This is a genomic window from Telmatospirillum sp. J64-1, assembly GCF_006980715.1.
Taxonomy (GTDB): Bacteria; Pseudomonadota; Alphaproteobacteria; order Rhodospirillales; family Magnetospirillaceae; genus Oleiliquidispirillum; species Oleiliquidispirillum nitrogeniifigens.
In genome coordinates, this window is the sequence record NZ_SBHN01000019.1 from 1 (window position 1) to 23431 (window position 23431).

Annotated in this window: 22 protein-coding genes; 9 read left to right on the plus strand and 13 right to left on the minus strand. The window is 65.8% G+C overall.

The window, feature by feature from the left end; all coding sequences use genetic code 11:
* Positions 1-591: 591 nt before the first annotated feature.
* The 3 genes from EPD66_RS16965 to EPD66_RS16975 all read left to right on the plus strand — a co-directional run bounded on the left by EPD66_RS16965 (position 592) and on the right by EPD66_RS16975 (position 2946).
* The gene (locus EPD66_RS16965; RefSeq protein WP_142849698.1) at positions 592-2082 is read left to right on the plus strand and encodes a ribonuclease J; all 1491 of its coding nucleotides are present in this window, start codon (positions 592-594) and stop codon (positions 2080-2082) included.
* Positions 2083-2213: 131 nt separating this feature from the next.
* A complete protein-coding gene (locus EPD66_RS16970; RefSeq protein WP_255448550.1) occupies positions 2214-2450 on the plus strand; it encodes a DUF2934 domain-containing protein in 237 nt (78 codons plus the stop codon).
* A 121-nt stretch (positions 2451-2571) separates the two neighbouring features.
* A complete protein-coding gene (locus tag EPD66_RS16975) occupies positions 2572-2946 on the plus strand; it encodes a DUF2934 domain-containing protein (RefSeq protein WP_142849699.1) in 375 nt (124 codons plus the stop codon).
* Positions 2947-2949: 3 nt separating this feature from the next.
* Here the strand turns inward: EPD66_RS16975 and EPD66_RS16980 are convergent, their stop codons facing one another.
* A complete protein-coding gene (locus EPD66_RS16980; protein ID WP_142849700.1) occupies positions 2950-3663 on the minus strand; it encodes a FadR/GntR family transcriptional regulator in 714 nt (237 codons plus the stop codon).
* Between the two features lie 101 nt (positions 3664-3764).
* Between EPD66_RS16980 and EPD66_RS16985 the strand changes: the two genes are divergently transcribed.
* Positions 3765-4502, plus strand: a complete 738-nt coding sequence (locus tag EPD66_RS16985) for a sulfite exporter TauE/SafE family protein (protein ID WP_142849701.1) — start codon at positions 3765-3767, stop codon at positions 4500-4502.
* A 148-nt stretch (positions 4503-4650) separates the two neighbouring features.
* Here the strand turns inward: EPD66_RS16985 and iscX are convergent, their stop codons facing one another.
* The 10 genes from iscX to cysE all read right to left on the minus strand — a co-directional run bounded on the left by iscX (position 4651) and on the right by cysE (position 12466).
* Positions 4651-4845 (minus strand): Fe-S cluster assembly protein IscX, encoded by a 195-nt coding sequence (gene iscX / locus EPD66_RS16990; RefSeq protein ID WP_142849702.1) that lies wholly within the window; start codon positions 4843-4845, stop codon positions 4651-4653.
* Between the two features lie 12 nt (positions 4846-4857).
* The gene (locus tag EPD66_RS16995) at positions 4858-5193 is read right to left on the minus strand and encodes a ferredoxin family 2Fe-2S iron-sulfur cluster binding protein (RefSeq protein WP_142849703.1); all 336 of its coding nucleotides are present in this window, start codon (positions 5191-5193) and stop codon (positions 4858-4860) included.
* Between the two features lie 33 nt (positions 5194-5226).
* Complete coding sequence (hscA, locus tag EPD66_RS17000) at positions 5227-7122, minus strand: Fe-S protein assembly chaperone HscA (RefSeq protein ID WP_221931016.1); 1896 nt, start codon at positions 7120-7122, stop codon at positions 5227-5229.
* A gap of 7 nt (positions 7123-7129) precedes the next feature.
* On the minus strand, positions 7130-7768 hold the full coding sequence (hscB, locus tag EPD66_RS17005) for a Fe-S protein assembly co-chaperone HscB (RefSeq protein WP_142849705.1): 639 nt from the start codon (positions 7766-7768) through the stop codon (positions 7130-7132).
* 82 nt (positions 7769-7850) lie between these two features.
* Positions 7851-8192, minus strand: a complete 342-nt coding sequence (locus tag EPD66_RS17010; protein ID WP_142849706.1) for an iron-sulfur cluster assembly accessory protein — start codon at positions 8190-8192, stop codon at positions 7851-7853.
* Between the two features lie 55 nt (positions 8193-8247).
* The gene (gene iscU / locus EPD66_RS17015) at positions 8248-8649 is read right to left on the minus strand and encodes a Fe-S cluster assembly scaffold IscU (RefSeq protein ID WP_142849707.1); all 402 of its coding nucleotides are present in this window, start codon (positions 8647-8649) and stop codon (positions 8248-8250) included.
* Positions 8650-8667: 18 nt separating this feature from the next.
* Complete coding sequence (locus tag EPD66_RS17020; RefSeq protein WP_221931017.1) at positions 8668-9924, minus strand: IscS subfamily cysteine desulfurase; 1257 nt, start codon at positions 9922-9924, stop codon at positions 8668-8670.
* Between the two features lie 28 nt (positions 9925-9952).
* Positions 9953-11080, minus strand: coding sequence for a cysteine desulfurase family protein (locus tag EPD66_RS17025; RefSeq protein ID WP_142849708.1), 1128 nt, complete (start codon positions 11078-11080; stop codon positions 9953-9955).
* Between the two features lie 30 nt (positions 11081-11110).
* Complete coding sequence (locus tag EPD66_RS17030) at positions 11111-11590, minus strand: Rrf2 family transcriptional regulator (RefSeq protein WP_142849709.1); 480 nt, start codon at positions 11588-11590, stop codon at positions 11111-11113.
* Positions 11591-11728: 138 nt separating this feature from the next.
* On the minus strand, positions 11729-12466 hold the full coding sequence (gene cysE, locus EPD66_RS17035; RefSeq protein WP_142849710.1) for a serine O-acetyltransferase: 738 nt from the start codon (positions 12464-12466) through the stop codon (positions 11729-11731).
* A gap of 208 nt (positions 12467-12674) precedes the next feature.
* On the opposite strand from cysE, the gene EPD66_RS17040 reads away from it, so the two are divergent.
* The gene (locus EPD66_RS17040) at positions 12675-13388 is read left to right on the plus strand and encodes an alpha/beta hydrolase (RefSeq protein ID WP_142849711.1); all 714 of its coding nucleotides are present in this window, start codon (positions 12675-12677) and stop codon (positions 13386-13388) included.
* A 50-nt stretch (positions 13389-13438) separates the two neighbouring features.
* On the opposite strand, the gene EPD66_RS17045 is transcribed toward EPD66_RS17040, so the two are convergent.
* Complete coding sequence (locus EPD66_RS17045; RefSeq protein WP_255448551.1) at positions 13439-14554, minus strand: anhydro-N-acetylmuramic acid kinase; 1116 nt, start codon at positions 14552-14554, stop codon at positions 13439-13441.
* A 105-nt stretch (positions 14555-14659) separates the two neighbouring features.
* On the opposite strand from EPD66_RS17045, the gene tyrS reads away from it, so the two are divergent.
* Positions 14660-15910: a tyrosine--tRNA ligase gene (gene tyrS / locus EPD66_RS17050; RefSeq protein WP_142849712.1), complete on the plus strand. Its 1251-nt coding sequence runs from the start codon at positions 14660-14662 to the stop codon at positions 15908-15910.
* A gap of 10 nt (positions 15911-15920) precedes the next feature.
* On the opposite strand, the gene EPD66_RS17055 is transcribed toward tyrS, so the two are convergent.
* Positions 15921-19055 carry an AsmA-like C-terminal domain-containing protein gene (locus EPD66_RS17055; RefSeq protein ID WP_142849713.1) on the minus strand — a complete coding sequence of 1045 codons (3135 nt, stop codon included), beginning with the start codon at positions 19053-19055 and terminating at the stop codon, positions 15921-15923.
* An 87-nt stretch (positions 19056-19142) separates the two neighbouring features.
* On the opposite strand from EPD66_RS17055, the gene EPD66_RS17060 reads away from it, so the two are divergent.
* The 3 genes from EPD66_RS17060 to EPD66_RS17070 are packed head-to-tail and all read left to right on the plus strand — an operon-like array spanning position 19143 to position 23386.
* Complete coding sequence (locus EPD66_RS17060; RefSeq protein WP_142849714.1) at positions 19143-22118, plus strand: bifunctional [glutamine synthetase] adenylyltransferase/[glutamine synthetase]-adenylyl-L-tyrosine phosphorylase; 2976 nt, start codon at positions 19143-19145, stop codon at positions 22116-22118.
* A 15-nt stretch (positions 22119-22133) separates the two neighbouring features.
* Positions 22134-22598, plus strand: coding sequence for a thioredoxin-dependent thiol peroxidase (bcp, locus tag EPD66_RS17065; protein WP_142849715.1), 465 nt, complete (start codon positions 22134-22136; stop codon positions 22596-22598).
* Positions 22595-23386, plus strand: a complete 792-nt coding sequence (locus EPD66_RS17070) for a ferritin-like domain-containing protein (protein WP_142849716.1) — start codon at positions 22595-22597, stop codon at positions 23384-23386. The genes bcp and EPD66_RS17070 overlap by 4 nt, the downstream gene beginning before the upstream one ends.
* Positions 23387-23431: the final 45 nt, after the last annotated feature.

The following is a 23431-nucleotide window of genomic DNA, read 5'->3' on the forward strand; positions in this document are numbered from 1 at the left end:
AGCCAGGATCAAACTCTCAAGTTGACTTGCTGACCATGTCAGCAATCAAGAGCTCGCTTCCTGCACATATCTCAATAGAGCGTGTTTCTCTTTTAAGATGCACAAGAAGCAAGACCATTTCCGGTCACCGCCGCCTGCGCATCCCTTCCGTCTTCACTTGTCAAAGAGCCCGGACAATCCTACCGGCGCATCGCGCCGCCTCGCCGTCCGTCCCGTCGTCGGGAGGCCGGTTTTTAGGCCAACCAACACCCCAAGGTCAACAGCTTTTTTCATGCCACTTTCATTTTTCCGCATCGGTCTTGCGCGGGCCGCTTCCGCGCGCCATCTACAGCTTCCTTGACCAATGGGCCAAAATGGCCCACACACGGAATTCCCCTTCCTTCCGCGTCGTCGGACTGGCAGCCCCCTCCCCTGGCGCCGCCGATGACACAGGCGGAAGGGCCTCCCAGGGCGCCCGTCACCGGCCGCAGCCTTGGGAGGCGAATGACAGGCGATCACGGATCGCCCTCCTTCACACGAGATTCAGCATCGACGAGCGATGCACGCTGGTCCGGCAGCGTCGAATGCCGGCTTTTGTTGCAAAGAAGAAGAATGAAAATCCTGAAGAAGCAGCGGCGCAAGGCGCCGCATCACGGCACGAGTCTGCCCAAGACCGCGCCCAAGCGGGCGCTTGTCCGCCGCAAGGCGACGGGGCCGCGTCCGGGCGAGCATGAAATCCTGTTCCTGCCCCTGGGCGGCTGTTCGCGCATCGGCATGAACATGGCGCTTTACGGCCATGCCGGGAAGTGGCTGATCGTCGATGCCGGGGTCGCCTTCATGGGCGACGAGGCGCCGGGCATCGATTCGGTGATGGCCGATCCCTATTTCATCGAACAGCGCATGCAGGACGTGGTCGGGCTGGTCGTCACCCATGGCCATGAGGACCATATCGGCGCGATCCATCATCTCTGGCCGCGTCTCTCCTGCCCCATCTATGCCTCGCCCTTCGCCACCCGGCTGATCCGCGACCGGCTGAAGGAGGCGGGCAGCCTGGGGGACGTGCGCCTGCACAGCTTCCAGGGCGGCAAGGAATTCAAGGTCGGGCCCTTCCGCATCGAGCCCATCGCCATGACCCATTCCATACCGGAACCCTTCGGCCTGGCGATCCGCACCAATGCCGGGACCGTCTTCCATACCGGCGACTGGAAGTTCGATCCGGAACCGGGTGTCGGGCAATTGGCCGATATGGAGGCCCTGAAGCGCCTGGGCGATGAAGGCGTGCTGGCAATGATGTGCGACAGCACCAATGCCACCGTCGAGGGCAGCACCGGATCGGAAGCCGAAGCGCGCGCCGGGCTGGCCGCCGCCTTCGCCGGGCGCAAGGGCGCCATCGCCGTCGCCGGCTTCGCCAGCAATATCGCCCGCATGAAGGCCGTCGCCCTGGCGGCCAAGGCCAATGACCGCAAGGTGGTGCTGGCCGGGCGTTCGTTGCTGCGCATGGAAGCCATCGCCCGCGTCTCCGGCTATCTCGACGACATCCCGCCCTTCATGAGCCTGGAAGAGGCCTCGTGGACGGACCGGCGCAACCTGGTCCTGCTCTGCACCGGCAGCCAGGGCGAGGAACGCGCCGCCCTGAGCCGCATCGCGCGGGACGATCACCGGGAGCTGTGGCTGGAACGCGGCGATACGGTGATCTTCTCGGCCCGCGCCATCCCCGGCAACGAAGCCGCCATCGACGAGATCCGCCACCATCTGACCAAGCGCGGCATCGAGGTGATCACCCCCGCCGAGGCCCCCGTCCATGTCTCGGGCCACCCGCGGCGTGAAGACCTGCAACGCATGTACCGGCTGATCCGCCCCCGCTTCGCCGTACCGGTCCATGGCATGCCCGAGCATCTGGAAGCCCATGCCAGCCTGGCCCTGTCCTGCGGGGTGGAGGATGCCACGGTGGTGAGCGACGGCGATATCCTGCGCGTCGGCCTGGACGGCACGGAACTGGTCGACCGCATCAAGCCCCGCCGCCTGGCCTTCGACGGCCGCGCGCTGATCCCCTGGACCGGTCCCATCGTCCCCGAGGCCGAGGAACGCAAGGCCGCCGAGTGATCACGGCCTGATGGAAGCAAAGCGGGAAGCCAGTCTTCCCGCTTTTTTCATGCCCGCCCTTTCGAACCATGAACCATCCCTGCCCCGGCCTGTTCAATCAGGATCGTCGCGCCCCAGACAGGAGAAGGACCATGGAAGGAAAGAAAGCCCCGACCACCAAAGTCCCGCCCGACATGGATGAAAGCATGCTGGCCGATGCGGCCTATGACAAGATCCGCCAGCGGGCCTATGAAATCTGGGAAAGCCAGGGGCGGCCCAGCGGCCATCAGCATGAGCACTGGGCCCAGGCGGAGCGGGAAGTCTTCGCCGAGGCCGGTTTCGACGCCCGGCCGGGCGATGCCGAACATCCCGACGACAGCCAGCACTAGAGCGTCGAGCGAGCGGAGACGCGCGCCCGGCGAGGGCAAGAATATAAATCTAGAGCGTGATGCAGATTGACTGCATCACGCCTTACGCCCCCGCCCCGAACTTCGGAAAAGGAGAGACGCCATGGGATGGACGTCCCAGAGCAATCGAATGGAACAGGTGCGGCGGCGCGCCTACGAGATCTGGGAGGCCGAAGGGCGACCGGAAGGAAAGGAGTTCGACCATTGGGCCCAGGCGGAAAGGGAATTGTCCGGCGCCGGGGAGGATTTGGGCAACGACGCCGACCAGGACTATCTGGCGCAGAAACAGGCCGAAGGACGCGCCGTGCATCAGGGCGAGGCCCGGGCCGAGCATGACCCGGACTGGCAGCGCCGCGACCATCCCGACTTCAAGCATGCCGCCCGCAAGGAAAACAGCGAGGATCCGCCGGATGCGCAAGGCCAGTCCGAGCGCGGCAGCATCGACCAGACGCGCACCAGCAAGGGCTACAGCCAGTAGCCCTTATACTCCTTCCCCGGCCGCCTGCTTCATCGCGTCATACACCGCCGTCAGGTGATGGCGCATCATGGCCTCGGCCCGCACGGCATCGCGGGCGGCGATGGCATCGACGATGGCTTGGTGGTGGTCGCTGTGGCCGCCGCGGAATTCGTCCTCACCGATATGGTGATAGGTGCGCAGCCATTCCCGCTGCCAGCGTGCCCTCCCCCGCGCGCCCGCCAGGAATTCCAGGAAGCTGACGAAGACGGGATTGCCGGTGGCACGGGCCAGGGCGGAATGGAATTCGGCATCGGCCACTTCGCAGCGATGGATGTTCTTCGCTTCCCGTCCCGCCTTCACGCAGGAGCGCAGGAAGGCGATCTGGTCGGGCGTCGCGGCCTTGCTGGCGGCCACCACCACCTGCGGCTCCAGCAGCAGGCGGGCCTCCATGATGTCCCAGGGGGAAGCCATCTCGACCAGCAGGGACAGACGCACCGCATTGCTGCCCGGCCGCTTGCCGTAGAACGTGCCCTGCCCGACATGGCGCCAGACCAGCCCTTCCGTTTCCAGCGTTTCGAGGCAGGCGCGCAGGGTCGTACGGCTGATGCCGAGCAGCGGGGCCAGTTCCCGCTCGGGCGGCAGTTTCTGCTGCGGTTCGAAACCCTGTTCCGCAAGATAGGTCCGGAGACGCTCCAAGCCGGTGCTTCTGGACTGGCGCTGGGCCATATTTCCCCTCATTCCTTTTTCATACCAATTATCAGACCAATCTCGCCTCCCGCCATAGCTGGAGTCAAGCTGCGCCGCACAGGACGCAGGAACGACATTCAGGGAGAACGGATTTGTCCTTCTTATTGCTGGCCGTGGCCGCCTTCCTGGCGGGCGGGCTCAATGCCGTGGCGGGCGGCGGCACATTCCTGACGCTGCCGGCGCTGATTTTCACCGGCATGCCGCCCATCCAGGCCAATGCCACCAGCGCCGTGGCGGTGCTGCCCGGCTATATCGGCAGCGCCGTCAGTTTCCGGAAGGATCTCTCGCCCGTCGCCGGAATCGGCATTCCCGGCCTGCTGGTCGTGGGCCTGTTGGGCGGCCTGGCCGGGGCCTTGCTGCTGCTGGTCACGCCTGCCGAAGTCTTCCGCAGCATCGTGCCCTGGCTACTGCTGATCGCCACCGCCCTCTTCGCCTTCGGACCGAAGCTGGCCCTGTGGCTGCGCGGACGTGCCGCGAACAGCCGCCTGACGGTGGTGGTCTCGCTGTTCGTCGTCTCCATCTATGGCGGCTATTTCAACGGCGGCCTGGGAATCCTACTGCTGGCCCTGTTCAGTCTGCTCGGCATGGTCAACCTGAACAGCATGAACGGCCTGAAGAACGTGCTCTCGGCCGTCCTCGCCTTGATCGCCGCCGTCACCTTCGCCGCCGCCGGTATCGTCGAATGGCCCGAAGCCGCCATCATGATGGTCGCCGCCACTTTGGGCGGCTATGCCGGAGCCTCCGTCGCCCGCCGTCTGCCCCCCGCCCTGCTGCGCGGCGGCATCGTGGTCGTCGGGCTGGTGATGGCGGTGCTGTTCTTCATGGGGTGAGAATAAGGGGCAATATGCAGGGCGCCGCCCTGCACCCGCCAAGGGCCTTAGGCCCTTGGATCCCCTGGAAGCCTTTGGTCCGCTCGTCAGGAGCTCAAGAAATCCTGCAAACAACAAGGGCGCCCTAAAGGGCGCCCTTGCCTCAGCCTTAGCTGCGTTCCTCGATCCAGGCCATCTGGATGGCTTCGAGGATCTTTTCGTTCGATTTCTGCGGATCGTCGTCGAAGCCGGGAAGTTCGCAGACCCAGCGATGCAGATCGGTGAAACGCAGGTTCACGTTGTCCGCATCGGGATGAGCCTCTTCCAGCTCAATGGCGATATCGTGGATATCGGTCCACTTCATGGCGGAATGCCCTTACTTGTCGACCATCATGTTGCGGGTGGCGGCAGGCAGGGACACTTCCAGGCCGTCAAGATCCTTGCTCATGATGATCTGGCAACCCAGGCGCGAGGTCGAGCTGAGGCCGAAGGCCAGGTCGAGCATGTCTTCCTCGTCCTCGCTGGCTTCCGACAGCTTGTCGAACCATTCCGGCGCCACGATCACATGGCAGGTCGAGCAGGCCAGCGAGCCTTCGCAGGCACCTTCCAGCTCGATCTTGTTGCGGTGGGCGATCTCCAGGACCGACAGGCCCTCGGGCGCCTCGACTTCATGCCGGGTGCCGTCCGGGTCGATGAAGGTCATCTTGGGCATTCAGCCTCTCTCCATGCTAATGCGGGAGCGGGATCAGTCCCGCCCTTCCACCTTGTTTTCCAACCGGTCCACGCTCACCCCCGCCAGGGCCGAACGGATGCCGCGATCCATGCGGCGTTCGGCGAAAGACCGGGTGGCGCCGTCCAGCGCCTCGACGGCAGCCGAGATGGCATCGCGGTCCACGCCCGCCACCGCCTCTTCGACACCGTTCATGGCCGCATGGATAGCCGTTCGTTCGTCATCGGACAAGAGGTCCTGATCGGCATCCAACGCGGAACGCACCGCCAGGACGGCCCGGCGGGCCTCGACACGGGCCTCGGCCAGCAGGCGAGTCTCCATGTCCTCGCGGGCATGTTCCATGCTGTCTCGCAGCATTTGCGCCATTTCGTCGTCCGTCAGGCCGTAGGACGGCTTGACCGCCACATGCTGCTCGACGCCGGTGGTGGTTTCCTCGGCGCTGACGGTCAGCAGCCCGTCGGCATCCACCGCGAAGGTGACGCGGATACGTGCCGCCCCGGCCGTCATCGGCGGAATGCCGTGCAGTTCGAAGCGCGCGAGCGAGCGGTTCTGGTCGGCCATCTCGCGCTCGCCCTGGAGCACGTGAATAGCCATCGCCGACTGGCCGTCCTGGTAGGTCGTGAATTCCTGGGCCATCGCCACGGGAATCGGCGTGTTGCGCGGGATCACCTTCTCGACTATGCCGCCCATGGTCTCGATACCCAGGCTCAGCGGCGTCACGTCCAGCAGCAGGGTATCCGATCCCACCGTCAGGGCTTCTGCCTGCAAGGCGGCGCCCACGGCGACGACCTCGTCGGGATTGATGTCGGCCAGCGGTTCCTTGCCGAAGAATTCGGCCACGCGGCGACGCACCAGCGGCACGCGGGTCGAACCACCCACCAGCACCACGCCGTGGACGTCCTGCGGCTGCACGCCCGCATCCTCCAGGACATTGCGGCAAAGCTCGATGGTGCGGTCCACCTCGGCGGCGATCAGGGCCTCGAAGCCGTTCCGGTCGAGGACATGGCGGCTCTGCCGTCCGTCCACTTCGATCACCCATTCGCCGCTGTCGCGGCTGCTCAGGCATTCCTTGGCCAGCCGGGCGGTCATCAGGGCCTGCTTGGCCTCGTCCGGGGTGATCTGCGCCTCGCCCAGCTCGCGCGCCCGTTCGGCGAGGAAATATTCCGCCACTTCATGATCGAAGTCGTCGCCGCCCAAGGCCGCATCGCCGCCGGTGGCCAGCACCTGGAAGACGCCCTTTTCCATGCGCAGCAGGGAAATGTCGAAGGTGCCGCCCCCCAGGTCGTAGACGGCGTAAAGCCCCTCGGCGGCATTGTCCAGGCCATAGGCCAAGGCGGCGGCGGTGGGTTCGTTGACCAGGCGCAGAACCTCGATTCCCGCCAGCTTGGCGGCATCCTTGGTGGCGCTGCGGGCGGCGTCGTCGAAATAGGCGGGCACGGTGATGACCGCCCGGCCGACGGTGCCGTCCAGGCTTTCCTCGGCCTTGGCCTTCAGGGCGCGCAGGATGTCGGCCGAAACCTCGACCGGCGTCAGCGAGCGTCCGGCGACCTTCAGACGCACCATGCCGCCCTCGGCGGCCTCGTCCAGCACGAAGGGCAAGGTTCCGGCCAAGGCCTTCACATCGCCCGCGCCACGCCCCATCAGGCGCTTGACGGAACTGACCACCGTTTCGGGGCGGTCGAGAAGCTGCTTGCTGGCCTCCTTGCCCACCACGACGGAGCCGTCCTCGCTATAGGCGACGACGGACGGCACCAAGCCCGAGCCTTCGGCATTGCGCAGGACGGCAGGCGAGCCATCAAGGGCAATGGCGACGACGGAATTCGTGGTCCCGAGATCGATCCCGACGGCCAGGCCGCGCTCGTCCGCATGCGGGAGCGGCGTCTCGCCGGGTTCGTGGATTTGCAGCAGCATCAAAGCCTCACTTCATCGCGGCCAGCTTGGCCCGGCGCTGTCGCGCCTCGTCGGCCAGCTTGCCCAAATATTTCAGTCGCGTGACCAGCCGTCCCGCCTCGTCCAGGTCGTCGGCGGCGAAAGCCGCGGCCAGATCCTTGTGGCTGTCGGCGATATTGGCCTCGGCTTCGGAGAGATGGCGCGAAACCTCCTCCACGCTGTCCGCCTCGGCCAGGGCCTCGCGCATTTCCATCGATTCCATCAACAACTGGGGATCGTCGATGGTCCCCGCGCTTTCGACATCGACCTTGCGGCCGGACAGGCGCAGCAGATAGGCCGCGCGCTTGAGCGGGTCCTTGAGCGTGTTGTAGGCCTCGTTCAGCGCGGTGGCCTGGACCTGGGACAGCGCCTTCTCGCGCGGGCTGCGCGTGGCGAAACGGTCGGGATGCAGGCGCCGCTGGAAGCCGAAATACTGGCGGTCCAGTTCGGCCTGTTCCACGGCGAAACGCCGGGGCAGGCCCAGGCGCGTGAAATGGTCGAGATTGCCCGGCCCTTGGATCGCGCCGCAGGTGGAACAGAACAAGGCGCGGCCGGCAACGGGTCCCTTGCAGGACCAGCAGGGAGTGACCTCTGCGCCCGGGTTCTGAACTTCTGGAGTCTGGTTCATGGTCAACCCGTAGCAGGGACCGAAGCCGCCGGAACCCGCAAGCTCCGGTCGGCATCGTAGGAAGAAAAGTCCGTCGGCGACATCAGACGTGGAAGGATTCGCCGCAGCCGCACCGGCCCTTTTCGTTGGGATTGCGGAAGACGAAGCCCGACTGCATCTTCTCTTCGACGAAATCCATTTCGGTCCCGAAGATGAACATGGAGGCCTTGGGATCGATCAGGACGGTCACGCCGTCCTTTTCGATCACTTCGTCAAAGGGCGTTTTCTCGTCGGCGAATTCCAGCGTGTAGGACATCCCCGAGCAGCCCTTGGTGCGCACACCGATGCGGATGCCGACCGAGGGCTTGCCGCGGCTGGCAAGCAGCGCCTTGACGCGCTCGGCCGCGGCTTCGGTGATAGTTATGGGCGCCTTGCGTTCCGTCATGCCCCACTCCGTCCTAGCAGAATTACCTTCTTCTCCGACCAGATCGGAGACGACGTCATTCCGCCGCCTCGGTCTTGCCCCCGGACTTGGCCTTGTAATCGGAGATCGCGGCCTTGATAGCATCCTCGGCCAGCACCGAACAGTGGATTTTGACCGGCGGTAGAGCCAGATGCTGGGCGATTTCCGTATTCTTGATGGCCGCCGCTTCCTCCAGGGTCTTGCCCTTCACCCATTCGGTGACGAGCGAGCTGGACGCGATGGCCGAACCGCAGCCGAAGGTCTTGAACTTGGCATCCTCGATGATGCCTTCGGGGCTGACCTTGATCTGCAGCTTCATCACGTCGCCGCAGGCCGGAGCGCCGACCAGGCCGGTGCCGACACCGGCCTCGTCCTTGCCGAACGAGCCGACATTGCGGGGGTTTTCGTAGTGATCGACGACCTTGTCGCTATACGCCATTTTCTTTTCCTCCAGAAATCAGTGTTCGGCCCATTCGATGGACTTAATGTCCACGCCTTCCTGGGCCATTTCCCACAGCGGGCTCATCTCACGCAGTCGCTTGACTGAGGTGACGATATGCTCGACCGCCTGATCCACATCCTCTTCGGTGGAGAAGCGGCCGAGGCCCAGCCGCAGGCTGGTATGAGCCATTTCGATGTCGACGCCCAGGGCGCGCAGCACATAGGACGGCTCCAGCGAGGCCGAGGTGCAAGCCGAACCGGAGGACACGGCCAGATCCTTGATGCCCATCATCAGCCCCTCGCCTTCCACATAGGCGAAGCTGAGGTTGAGGTTGCCGGGGATGCGCTGGTCGAAGTCGCCGTTCAGATAGACTTCCGGCAGCTGGTCCATGATGCCCTTGTAGAGGCGGTCGCGCAGCATGCGCAGGCGTTCGGTCTCGGCTCCCATTTCCGCCTGGGCGATGGCGCAGGCCTCACCCAGGCCGACGCAAAGCGGGGTCGCCAGGGTGCCCGAACGCATGCCGCGTTCCTGGCCGCCACCATTGATCAGGGCCTGCAGGCGCACACGGGGACGGCGGCGGACGTAAAGCGCACCGATGCCCTTGGGGCCATAGAACTTGTGGCCCGAGACGCTGAGCAGGTCGATCTTCATCTCGTTGACGTCGAGCGGGATCTTGCCGACGGCCTGGGCGGCGTCGGTATGGAAGAACACGCCCTTCTCGCGGCAAATGGCACCGATCTCGGCCAGCGGCTGGATCACGCCGATCTCGTTGTTGACCGCCATGATCGAGACCAGGGCGGTCTTGTCGGTGATGGCGTCGCGCAGCTGGTCCAGGTCGATCAGGCCGTTCTGCTTGACCGGCAGATAGGTGACCTTGAAGCCTTCCTGCTCCAGGTGGCGGGCGCTGTCGAGCACGCATTTATGCTCGGTCACGCAAGTGATGATGTGGTCCTTCTTGTCCTTGTAGAAGTGAGCCACGCCCTTGAGCGCCAGGTTGTTGGATTCGGTGGCGCCCGAGGTGAAGATCACTTCCTTGGGATCCGCGCCGATGATGGCGGCGACCTGCGCACGCGCCTTCTCGACCGCTTCCTCGCTTTCCCAGCCATAGGCGTGGTTGCGCGAATGCGGATTGCCGAATTTCTCGGTGAACCAGGGCAGCATGGCCTCGACCACGCGCGGATCGCAGGGGGTGGTCGCCTGGTAATCGAGATAAATGGGCATCTTGCGGACGTTGCCGATACCCTGCTTCTTGTCCTGCGTCACAGCGGTCATGTGGTCATTCCCTTCCTCGTGCGGCGCATCACGCCGCAATACCGTCGCTCTTTCCGGCGCGCGAGGCCAACTTGCCCCATGCAGCCAGGAACATTTCAACATCCTCCTCGGTGCTGTCCCAGCCCAGGCTGACCCGGATGGCGCATGACGCCAGCCGTTCCGCCGCCCCCATGGCCTGCAGCACATGGGAGGCCGTGACCTTGCCCGAGGAACAGGCCGAACCGGCGCTTACCGCCACCCCGGCCAGATCCAAAGCCATCACCTGCAACTCGGCCTTGACGCCGTGCAGGGCCAGGCAGGAGGTATTGGGCAGGCGTTCGGCATTCCCGCCAAACAGCACCATGCCCGTTCCCCCCAGGGCCTGGGCCTCGCGTTCCAGCCGCTCGCGCAGAGCCGTAACGCGGGCCATGCCCTCCAAACCCTCAAGCGCCTCGCGCGCCGCCTCGCCGAAGCCGACGATGCCGGGCAGATTCTCCGTCCCCGCCCGCAGGCGCCGCTCCTGCCCCCCGCCTTGCAGCAGGGGCTTCAGCGGCACCCCGTCATGGGCGGCGACAAGAGCGCCGACACCCTGCGGCCCGCCCAGCTTGTGCGCCGACAGGCTGATCAGATCGGCCCCCAGTTCCGCCATGGACAGGGCGATCTTGCCGGCCGCCTGGACGGCATCGGCATGGACCAGCGCGCCATGGCGATGGGCGATCTCGGCCACCTGCGCGACGGGCTGTATCACGCCCGTCTCGTTGTTGGCGACCATCACCGACACGATGGCCGGGCGGCTGTCGCTGGCCAGCAGATGCTCCAGCGCCGCCAGATCCACCCGTCCCTCGGTATCGACCGGGATCAGTTCCGCCTCCGCCACCGCCTTCAGCACCGAAGGATGCTCGACCGCGGAAACCAGGACACGCTCGCGTCCGCTGCCCTGCAGGGCCAGGGCGTTGGCCTCGGTGCCGCCCGAGGTGAAGGTCACCTCGGTGGCGCAGGCCCCGACCAGAGCGGCGACCGCGTCGCGGGCCTGTTCCAGGCGGCGCTTGGCCTGACGCCCGAAGCGGTGGACCGAAGACGGATTGCCCCCTTCGGCCAAGGCTTCCGCCATCGCCGCGATCACGGCTGGACGCACCTTCGCAGTGGCGTTCCAGTCGAGATAGGCGGCGCGTGTCATGGCTGTCGGAACTCCTTTATCGAACCCGTATTACTCGGCGGCAACCGTGCTGTCGCTGTTCTGCTGGTGGCTGCCGTGGAACATGCCGCTGGTCCCCAGGACGCGACGTTCCACCACGTCGGACAGGGCCACCGAGCTGAGATACAGGTAGATGTGGTTGCCCAGCTCTTCCCACAGGTCATGGGTCAGGCAACGGCCGTTGTTGCTGTGGCAGCCCGCCGGCGAGCCGGGGGTACAGCGGGTGGTCTGGATCGGCTCGTCCACCGCCAGGATGATGTCGGAAATGCGCATCTGCGGCGCCGGACGCGACAGCAGGTAACCGCCGCCAGGACCGCGCACGCTCTTGACCAGGCCGCCCTTGCGCAGCTTGCCGAACAGCTGTTCCAGATAGGACAGCGAGATTTCCTGGCGTTCCGCGATATCGGCCAGAGCCACGGGGCTTCCCTTGGAATGGCTGGCAAGATCGACCATGGCCATCACCGCATAGCGGCCTTTAGTGCTGAGTTTCACGTCCCTTACTCCTTGCTTTCGGCCTCCGGGTCACCCCAGCGGCTATTCTTGGCCGGACCTTGACCCGCAAATCGGAAGGCCCTGTATCCCACTCTACAATCCGTCAGCCGCCGAAAGCGGCGTCCCTTGTCTTCACCGTCAACCGCCGGAAGCGGCGGCAGGCGGCTCGTCCTTGCTCGAAATCACGCGGGGATGGGTCGGCTGTGACCGCTCCCGTCCTTCAAGCTCGCCTTCCAGCTCCTCCACCCGGTTCGCCAGGACGCTCACCTGGGCGCGCAAGCTTTCGATGGCGCGCGCCACCGGGTCAGGCAGATCCTCGGAGGGCACGCCGTAGGCGCAGAATTTCTCGTCCACATCCTTGCGGCGCATGATCATCCGTGCCGGGATGCCGACCATCGTCACGTCCTTCGGCACGTCGGTCAGCACCACCGCATTGGCCCCGATCCGCGCCCCGTCCCCGACCGTGATGGGACCCAGGATCTGGGCACCCGATCCGACGATGACGCCGTTGCCGAGGGTCGGATGGCGCTTGCCCTTGTGCAGCGAGGTCCCGCCCAGGGTGACGCCATGATAGAGGGTGCAATCATCCCCGATGACGGCCGTCTCGCCGATCACGACGCCGGTGCCATGGTCGATGAACAGGCGCGCCCCCACCTGAGCGCCGGGATGGATCTCGATCCCCGTCAGCATTTTTCCCAAATGCGACAGGAACCTCCCCAAAAGACGCAAACGCCTGTTCCATGCCGCATGCGCGATGCGGTAAAAGATCAGTGCATGCAGTCCCGGATAGCACAGCAGCACCTCCAAAGTGGAGCGGGCGGCTGGATCGCGGGCGCGGATGGATGCGATATCTTCGTTAAGTTTCTTGAAAACCATGGCTGCAAGTATGCTAATATGCCTGACAATACAATTACGAAGCCCATCCGCATGCCCTTTAGGACGGCACCTCGTTCAAGAGGGAATATAGGATGTCCGACCAAACCGGTCAAGAATGATTAACCGGACTTCTAGCCCTGATATTCACATCCCTGAGTCCCGGCGTCAGGTTTCGCCGGGGCCGGCGCTTTAAGTAGTGCGGAGCAAGATGCCTGAAGTCATATTCAACGGCCCCGAAGGCCGACTCGAAGGGCGCTACCACCATAGCAAGCTTCCCAACGCGCCTGTGGCGTTGCTGCTGCACCCTGATCCCCGGCACGGCGGCACCATGAACAACAAGGTGGTCTACACCTTGTATCATGCCTTCGTCCGGCGCGGCTTCTCGGCCCTGCGGTTCAACTTCCGCGGCGTCGGACGTTCGCAGGGCAAATACGACAACGGCCAAGGCGAATTGTCGGATGCCGCCTCGGCCCTCGACTGGATGCAGGCGCTCAATCCCAATGCCTCGTCCTGCTGGGTCGGCGGCTTTTCCTTCGGCGCCTGGATCGGCATGCAGCTTCTGATGCGCCGGCCCGAGATCGACGGCTTCATTTCGGTGGCGCCGCCCGCCAACGGCTACGACTTCTCCTTCCTGGCGCCCTGCCCGTCCTCGGGGCTGATCCTGCACGGCACCCACGACAAGATCGTGCCCGAAGCCGCCGTCGCGAAGCTGGCCCAGAAACTCAACAGCCAGCGTAATATCGAAGTGACCTACCGCCTGATCGAAGGCGCGACCCACTTCTTCTCGAACCGCACCGAGCATCTGAACCTGGCACTCGACGATTATCTGGACGTCGCTCTGCTGCCCAAGGAACGGCCCCTTCCGCCCCCCGTCCTGGAGGACGAAGACGAGGAAGACGCCGAACTGGAACCGGCGGAATAGAAAAAAAGCGGGCCTCGGCCCGCTTTTTCTCTTTCAGCCCCGCCGCCGCGTCACCGGCTTTCTGCCAGCACCGGCAGGTCGTGGACGCGGCCGCCCGGCATGGGCTTCGGCCCGCCGGTGGTGCCGGGCCAGGTCAGCGGCAGGCCGCGCAGGCTGCGCACCGCCAGATAGGCGAAGGCCTGGGCCTCCAGGGCGTCGCCGTCCCAGCCCACGCTCTCCACCGCCTCGACCGGAACCGGCAGGATATCCGCCAGCGCCGCCATGATGCGCGGGTTGCGCCGTCCGCCGCCGCAGACCAGCCAGCGCCGGGGCGGCCGGGGCAGGTGCACCTGCGCCAGCGCCACCGCCTGGGCGGTGAAGGCAGTCAGGGTCGCCGCGCCGTCGGCGGCGTCCATGCCCTCCACCAGCCCCGTGGCGAAGCTGCGGAAATCGTCACGATCCAGCGATTTCGGAGGCTTGGCGGCAAAGAAGTCATGGGCGGCAAAGGCAGCCAGAGCCGCCTCTCCGGCCCGGCCCGATCCGGCCAGCGCCCCGCCTTCATCCACCGGCCGCCCGGTATGCTTCAGCGCCCAATCGTCGATTAGCGCATTGCCCGGCCCGGTATCGAAGGCCAGCAGCGAACCGTCCTCGTCGATGAAGGTGATATTCGCCACGCCGCCGATATTCAGCACCGCCAGCGGACGCTCGAAGCCCCGCGCCAGGGCGCCGTGATAGACCGGCACCAGCGGCGCCCCCTGCCCGCCCGCCGCCACATCGGCGGTGCGGAAGTCGTTGACCACGCGGATGCCGGTGCTGCGCGCCAGCAGCGCGCCGTCACCGATCTGACGGGTACGGCGCTCCTTGGGCCGGTGCAGGATGGTATGGCCGTGGAAACCGATCACATCCACCGCCGAGGACGGCAGGCCCGCCACGCCCAGCAGGGTCGCCACGGCTTCGGCATGGAACAGGGTGATGTCGCGCTCGACTTCCCCGATCTCGGCCTCCCGCTCCGCCCCGTCGGCGCCCAGCACCGCCCGCAGGCGCGCGCGCAGATCGTCGGGATAAGGCACGGTCAGGGCTTGGCCGGTGGCGCGCACCGTCTCGCCATCGGTTTCCACCAGGGCGGCGTCCACGCCGTCCAGGGAGGTGCCGCTCATCAGGCCCAAAGCGGTAAGATACGAGGTCACGCCGTCTTCGCCCCCAAGAATTGTGTCATCTAACCGATTGTGCTAAAGGACCCCTCGTCCGGCAAGCGATTGCCGCCTCTTTTTCCAAGCGATTCTGGACAGGTCATGACGACGCTCCGCTCCGACTTCCTGCGCATCGTCACCGAGCGCGGATTCATGCATCAATGCACCGATCTCGAGCGGCTGGACGAGCAACTCGCCAGCGGCCGGCGCACGGCCTATATTGGCTTCGACTGCACCGCCGATTCCCTGCATGTGGGTAGCCTTATCCAGATCATGCTGCTGCGCTGGCTGCAGAAGACCGGCCATAAGCCCATAGTGCTGATGGGCGGGGGCACCACGCGGATCGGCGACCCCACCGGCCGCGACGAAGCCCGCAAGATGCTGAGCGACGAGGACATCGCGCGGAACATGGCCGGGATCCAGCAGGTCTTCGCCAAGTTCCTGACCTTCGGCAAGGGCGAGATCGATGCCGAGATGGTCAACAACGCCGACTGGCTGGACCGGATCAACTACATCGCCTTCCTGCGCGATTTCGGCCGCCATTTCTCGGTCAACCGCATGCTGACCTTCGATTCGGTCAAGCTGCGGCTGGAGCGGGAGCAGCCGATGTCCTTCCTGGAATTCAACTACATGATCCTCCAGGCCTACGACTTCCTGGTGCTGAACCGCAGCCATGACTGCATGCTGCAGATGGGCGGATCGGACCAGTGGGGCAACATCATCAACGGCGTCGAGCTGGGCCGCCGCGTCGACCAGGTGGACCTGTTCGGCCTGACCTCGCCGCTGATCACCACCGCCTCGGGCGCCAAGATGGGCAAGACCGGCCAGGGCGCCGTCTGGCTCAATGCCGAACGCCTGTCGCCCTATGATTACTGGCAGTTCTGGCGCAACACCGAAGATGCCGATGTCGGCCGCTTCCTGCGCCTGTTCACCGAATTGCCGCTGAACGAGATCGCCAAGCTGGAAGCCCTGCAAGGGGCCGAGATCAACGACGCCAAGAAGGTGCTCGCCTTCGAGGCCACCCGCCTGGCCCATGGCACCGAAGCCGCCGAGGAAGCCGCGGAAACCGCGAAACGCGTCTTCGAACAGGGCAGCCTGTCCGACAACCTGCCCACCATCGAAATCCCCCAGGACGAACTGGCCGCCGGGATCCCCGCCTTCGCCCTCTTCGCCCGCGCCGGCCTCGCCGCCAGCAACGGCGAAGCGCGCCGCCTGATCAAGGGCGGCGGCGCCCGCGTCAACGATGCCGCCCTGTCCGACGAGAACCAGCCGGTCGGTGCCGGCGACCTGCGCGACGGCGTCATCAAGCTGTCCGCCGGCAAGAAGCGTCATGTCCTGGTGAAGGCGTCCTGAGGGCGGCAGGCTACTCCACCACCGGCACATCCCCGGTAAAGCCGAACAACCGGCGCAGGAAGCCGGGCGCCAGGGCGGCCAAGGGATTGACCGAGATCGAGGGATCGCTGGACGGTCCCGTCATGCGATAGGTGGCGGCGAAGATGCCGCCACCTTTTTCCGTTCCGGTCAGCAACTGGCCGAGAATCGGGATATTCCCCAAGGCGGAATTCAGCGCGTACATGGGAACGATGGTTCCTTCCAGCGCCATCACCCCGCCCTTCAAATCCAGCTGGCCCTGGGCGGTCAGCCCCAGCGAAGCGCCATAGGCGTGGGCATCGTGCAGTTGGAGAACGCCGTCGACGAAGGTGAACGGTGCTTCCGCCGTCGAGAAGCTGATGCCTTCGCCACGCAATTCGTCCACGATTCCCGTCACGGCCGCGACGGACAGGAGACGGGCCAGGACAGGCGCCCGCACCACCGAATAGTCGCTGATGCTGGCGGTGCCGGACAGGGGCTGGCGCGGGTCGGAATCGTCGAAGCTGGCCTGGATGGTCATCTTCCCGCCCATGATATTGTCGAACAGATTGAAGGCGCGCAGCACCGCCCCGGCATTGTCCGAGGTCACCGTCACCTGCCGCCCCGTCAGGTTGGGGGCGAGTTCCATCTGCACGCTGTCCTTGGGCGTGACCCAGCCGTCCAGGCGGACCAGCCGCCAGTCCTTATCGTCCCGCTCCAGCCGCGCCACCACGTTATCCAGGCTGCCGACGGCGCTGACCCACATCTGGCCCAGCTCGGCGCGGATGGTCATGGGCGGCAGGGACTCATCCTTGTCCTTGCCTCCCTCCGCCGCCGCAACGCTGCGGCGGTCGGACAGCAGGGGTTCCGCATCGAAGGCCGGACCGCGGAGGGATATCTCCAGCGCCTCTCCCGGCTGGAATCCGATCCATCCCGCGACATCGTTACGGCCATAGCGCAAGGACAGGAAATCCACCCGCTCGATACGTCCCTGCGTGAAGGAAACCAGCCCCTCGGCCTGCAGACCGGCGCTGTCCACGCTGAAATGCGGAACGGCATGGAGATGCTGCCCCCGCACCTCGACGACGGCCGTGGCGCTGCCGGGGGTTCCGGCATCCTTTTCCCAACCCAGGCCCGGCAATTCCATCGCGGCGGCGGCGAGATCGGCCTTGACTTCGATCCGCGCATGCCCGCCGTCCCGCGTCACCGCCTCCACCTCGGCGGCCACCGGGCCGTCGATCCACGGCGCGATGAACGGCACGGAATCCAGCCCCAGGCTGGCACGCTGTTCCTGGGTCACGCGCGGCGCCTTGAGCCGGTAGCGGCTGCGGAACTCGCCCTTGGTGAAATTCTCGCGCCAGTTCAGTTCCGCCGGAATGGTGCCCAGCACCACCGACCCGGCCACGTCCATGCCCTTCGCATCGACCGTCAGGTCGAGGGTGCCGCCGCTCAGATCCAGGTCCATCAACACCTTGGGCAGGCGGATGTTGCTCACCCGCGCCTCGGCCTTCACGCCGATGTCGTCGAGCTTGAGATCGGCTTCCAAGGGGAAAGCCAGATGCAGCTTGGTGACGCTGTCGCCCCGGGTCTGGGCGGGCCTGATCCCCAATTGCCGGGCATAGCCCAAGGGTTCGCTGTCGATCAGCCCCAGCGCACTGGGCACCGGCCCGGCGATTTCCAGGTTGATGTCGGCATGCGGGTCCTTGGTGTGCAGGTCCAGCAGCCGGATCGTACCGTTACGCAGGCTCAGCCCCTGCACGCCGCCCCCCTGGGCATGGATGTCGAAACTCTTCTGATCGAAGGTGATCGCCGCCCGGGCATCGAGCACCGGCGGCATCGGACGCAGGTAATGCACCGTCACGCCCTGGGCCTGGATGGTGCCGTTCAGGGCGTCGATCATGGTCTCTTCCGGGGCGTCGAGGGGCACCGTCGCCGAGAGGGTCGCCGTCGCCTCCGGCACATGGCCGTTCTCGAGATTGCGCAGCACCCATTCCCGGGCCTGGCGCCCCGCCGTTTCCGGCCACAGGCGGGGCAGCATGTCCACGGCCACGTCGCGCAGCATGGCATCGGCCTTGACCAGGGCCCGCCCCTCGACCTCCTCGGCCAGGGCCTCGACGAGCAATGTGGGGCCGCCCAGATCGACGAACAATTCCGGCAGCTCCAGCCGGGTCAGGCCCTCGGACAGATCCGCATGCAGCGACAGCGCGGCGATGGGATAGGTCAGTCCGAGCGGCTCGTCCAGCCTCAGATGTCCTTCCCCGCCCTGGACATGGGCGCGCAGGCTTTCGAGCCCGCTTTTCAGATTGCCCTGCCAGGACAACAGGCCGTCCAGCGGCAGGTCGAGCGCGGTCAGCGGCTGCAAAGTCTCGTTCAACAGCGCCAGCCGCGCCGGACGGATGGCCTGGAAAGCCGTTTCGCCTTCGATGCTGTCGTCGTTGCGGGAATAGCTGGCGATGACCGAAATGGCGCTTTCCTCGCCCTCGACGCCCAGCCGCCCCGAGACTTCGGCCACCACGCCGTCCTCGTCCCGTTGCAGGATGATGTCGGTATCGGTGACATGCCAGCGAATGCCCTGGGCACGGTCGATCAGGGTCAGGTCGGTATCGGCGATGCGCAGCCGCTCCAGGTCCCCGGCCATGCCGCTGCCGAGCGGCGCGGCCAACTCGGCGGCGATCATCGTCAGCAACGCCCCCGAGGCGTCGGCCTCGTCCACCTCTTCGCCTTCGGGCAATTGCCCGGGCAGCCAGCGGAAGCGCCCATCGGCCTCGCGCACCAAGCGGATGCGCATGTTGCTGAGTTCGATGCTGCGCGGCGCCAGTTCCCCGCGCAGCAGGGCCGGGCCCGACAGCGTCAGCGCCAGTTCCGGCAGGCTGACCATCCGGCGTCCCCGGGAATCCAGGGCCCGCACATTGAGCGCCCGCACCGAAAGGGCCCGCTGGGCCCCGCCCCAGGCCAGCACGGTGCTGTCGAGTTCCACCCGCACCGAACCGTCGGCGGCGGACAGGGCCTCGGAGATATAGGGATTGAGGAAATCCACCGTCAGCGGCGCCTGCGCCAGCCGCCATGCGAGGATCGGCAGGGTCAGCAACAGGACAGCCAGAAGGGCGCCCAGCAGGCGAAACAGCCTAGCGACCCCCTCGTGGACCACTTTCAACCCCTACCATGTTGACCTTGACCCCCGCAGGAGCTTTGCGCAGTGTGAGAAAAAGCACACTGTTGGAAATTGCGCCAGTAGATGTTTCCACCTCTTCCCCTCGCCCTGCCCCAGCCCGCCGACCCGGAACGCCGCGACCGCGGCTTCGAACGCTGGCTCGAACTGGCCTCGGCCACCGACGATTCCGGGCTTTCCGGCTTCATCCGGGACGCGGCCGAACAGCCGGAAAGCCGGGCCCTACTCGAGGCCGTCTTCGGCAATTCGCCCTTCCTCGGCCAATGCCTGCTGCGCGAACCGGCCTTCCTGCGCGACATTATGGCCCAAGGCCCGGATGCCGTCTTCGAGGCATTGATCAGCGGGTTGTGGCAAGATTTGGGCGCCGAGGGGGACCAGGCCCGGCTGATGCGCGGCCTGCGCATCGGCAAGCGCCGCACCGCCCTGCTGATCGCCCTGGCCGATATCGGCAAGGCGTGGAAGCTGGACCAGGTGACGGGCGCCATCAGCCTGTTCGCGGAAACCGCCATTCGCCTGGCCTGCCGCCATCTACTGCGCAAGGCCGCCGAGAACGGCGACTTCACTCTGCCCTATCCCGACGATCCGGAACGGGACAGCGGCCTCGTGGTCATCGGCATGGGCAAGCTGGGAGCGGGGGAGCTGAATTATTCCAGCGACATCGACCTGATCGTCTTCTTCGACGACGAGAAGATCACCTATACCGGCCGGAAATCCCTGCAGGAAGCCTTCGTCCGCCTGACCCGCGACCTGGTGAAGATCCTGGAGGAGCGGACGGCCGACGGCTACGTCTTCCGCACCGACCTGCGCCTGCGCCCCGATCCCGGCTCCACCCCCGCCGCCGTTTCCCTCAGCGCCGCCGAAACCTATTACGAAGCCTTCGGCCAGAACTGGGAACGCGCCGCCATGATCAAGGCCCGTCAGGTCGCGGGCGACGAGCAAAGCGGCCAGTTCTTCCGTTCCCTGCTGCGCCCCTTCATCTGGCGCAAGTCGCTGGACTTCGCCGCCATTCAGGACATCCATTCCATCAAGCGGCAGATCCACGCCCATCGCGGCGGCGGCACCATCGCCGTGGCCGGGCACAACATCAAGCTGGGACGCGGCGGCATCCGCGAGATCGAGTTCTTCGCCCAGACCCAGCAGCTGATCTGGGGCGGACGCGACCCGGAAATGCGCAGCCCGCGTACCGTCGAGGCCCTGCGCGCCCTGGCCCAGGCAGGCCATGTCGCCCCGGACGTCGCCGAGGAAATGGTCGAGGCCTATGTCTTCCTGCGCGATCTCGAACATCGCCTGCAGATGATCGACGACAAGCAGACCCAAGAGCTGCCCAAGGACCCCGAGCAATTGCGCCATCTGGCCGTCTTCGCCGGCTTCCAGGGGATCGAGGACTTTTCCCAGGCCCTGGTGCGCCGCCTGCAACGGGTCGAGCATCACTACGCCCATCTCTTCGAGGACGCCCCCTCGCTATCCGATGCCGGCAACCTAGTCTTCACCGGCGGCGAGGACGATCCGGAAACCCTGCGCACCATCGCCGAAATGGGCTTCCGCAATCCGTCTGCCGTTTCCGCCGATATTCGCGGCTGGCATCACGGCCGCGTCCGCGCCACGCGCTCGACCCGCGCCCGCGAATTGCTGACCGAGTTGACCCCGACCCTGCTGAAAGCCCTGTCGCAGACCGCCAATCCGGATGCGGCCTTTGCCAAGTTCAACGAATTCCTCTCTCGCCTGCCCGCGGGCGTGCCGCTGTTTTCCATGTTCCACGCCCATCCCGGCCTGCTCGACCTGGTGGCCGACATCATGGGCGACGCCCCCCGCCTGGCCGAACATCTGGCGCGGCGGGTCAATCTGCTGGACAGCGTCCTGGCGCCGGGTTTCTTCGATCCGCCCCCCGGCCCCGATCTCCTGGGGCAGGAACTGGACAAGCAGCTTGCCCTTGCCTTCGATTTCCAGGAAGCGCTGGATATCTGCCGGCGCTGGACCAACGACCACAAATTCCAGGTGGGCGTGCTGACCCTGCGCAACGTCATCGACGCCTCGCAGGCCGCCCGCGCCCTGACCGATATCGCCGATACCGTGATCTCGCGCCTGCATCCTTATGTCGAGAAGGACTTCGCCCGGCTGCATGGCGGCTTCGCCGATGCCGGGGTAGCCATCATCGCCATGGGCAAGATGGGCAGCCGCGAGATGACCGCCACCTCCGATCTGGATCTGGTGCTGATCTACGACGTGCCGGACGGGGCGGAAGAATCCGACGGCCCCAAGCCCCTGGTGCCCAGCGTCTATTTCGCCCGGCTGACCCAACGCCTGCTGACCGCGATCACCGCCAAGACCGGCGAAGGCGTCCTCTATGAGGTCGACATGCGCCTGCGTCCCTCGGGCAATGCCGGTCCCATCGCCTCGAGCCTGACCTCCTTCATCCGCTATCACGACGAGGCGGCCTGGACCTGGGAACACATGGCCCTGACCAAGGCCCGGGTCATCAGCGGCCCGACCCGCCTGGTGGAACGGATCGAAGAGATCACCCGCGACACCCTGTGCCGTCCCCGCGACGAAGGCAAGCTGCTGGTCGACGTCTCGGACATGCGCGCCCGCATGGCCAAGGAGCACAAGGGCACGTCCATCTGGGACGTCAAACACCGCCGGGGCGGGTTGGTCGATATCGAATTCATCGCCCAGTATCTGCAACTGCGCCATGCCCGCAGCCATCCCTCCATCCTGGCCCACGGCACCGCCGACGTCCTGCGCCAGGCCGTCCGACTGGGCCTGCTGGAGGAAAAGGAAGGCACTCTGCTGTGCGACGCCCTGCATCTGTGGACCACGGTGCAGAGCGTGCTGCGCCAGACCATCGAAGGCGCCTTCACCGAGGAGGATGCGCCGCGCGGGCTGAAGGAATTGCTGATCCGCGCCGCCGGAGCCAGCGATTTCGACAGTCTGAAGACGCAGATGGCGGAAATCGCCGCGCAGGTACTGGACATCTTCGTCCGCTTGATCGACAAACCCGCCGAACCCTATCGCGCCGCGCAAGCGGCCAACGAACAGAAATAGGAGACCCACCGCGCCATGACTATCGACGCCGGCAACCCCGCCCCCGACTTCACCTTGCCCACCGACGGCGGCGGCAGCCTGACCCTTTCGGCACTGAAGGGGCGCAAGGTCATCGTCTATTTCTATCCCAAGGACGACACCCCCGGCTGCACCACCGAAGCCTGCGGCTTCCGCGACGCCATGCCCGATTTCTCCGCCTCGGGGGCCGAGATCATCGGCATTTCCAAGGACAGCCCGGCCCGCCACGACAAATTCAAGGCCAAGTACGAACTGCCCTTCGCCCTGGCCTCGGACGAGGACGGCGCGGTCTGCGAAGCCTATGGCGTGTGGAAGGAAAAGAAGAATTACGGCAAGACCTATATGGGCATCGAACGCTCGACCTTCCTGATCGACGCCGACGGCGTGATCCGGCGCGTCTGGCGCGGCGTCAAGGTCAAGGGCCATGTCGAGGAAGTGCTGGAGGCCGCGAAGGCGCTGTGACCACTCTCGCTCAAGCGGCCTGCGCTGTCCTGACGGCGCCCGATCCCGCCGAAAAGCTGCGTCTTTCCGCTGAAATCGGGGAAGACTGGCGGGCCGGGCGGATCAGCGAAATCGGCCATTGCCCGCCGCCCGACCGTCCGGCACGGCCCGCGCAGCCCGAATTGCTGCCGCCCAACCGCATGCCCAAGCGGTCCTACGGGGGCGTGGCCGGACGCATCGCCCTGATGCATTCCCTGGCCCATATCGAACTGGTCGCCATCGATTTGGCCTGGGACATCATCGCCCGCTTCACCCACGAAGACCTGCCCAAGGGCTTCTATGACGATTGGGTCGAGGTGGCGGTCGAGGAGGCCGAGCATTTCCGTATGCTCGACGCCATCCTGCGCGATCTCGGCTCCTTCTACGGCGCCCTGCCCGCCCATGACGGCCTGTGGCAGGCCGCTACCAAGACCGCCCACGACCTGCGGGCGCGGCTGGCCGTGGTGCCGATGACCCTCGAGGCGCGCGGCCTGGACACCACGCCGACCACCATCGAGCGCCTCCGCGCCAATGGCGACCTCGAGAGCATCGCTCCGCTGGAAGTGATTTTCCGCGACGAGATCAAGCATGTGGCCGCCGGCACGCGCTGGTTCGACCAAATCTCGCGCCGGCTGGGGGAAGACCCCGTGGACGCCTTTCACCGCATCCACCGCGCCAATTTCCCGGGCGGCCTGAAAGCACCCTTCAACCATGAAGCCCGCCTGCTGGCAGGCATGGACAGAAACTATTACGAGCCCTTGGCGAAATAAGGGAATAGCCTCGCCCCGAGGAGCCGCCTTGGCGGCGTCTCGAAG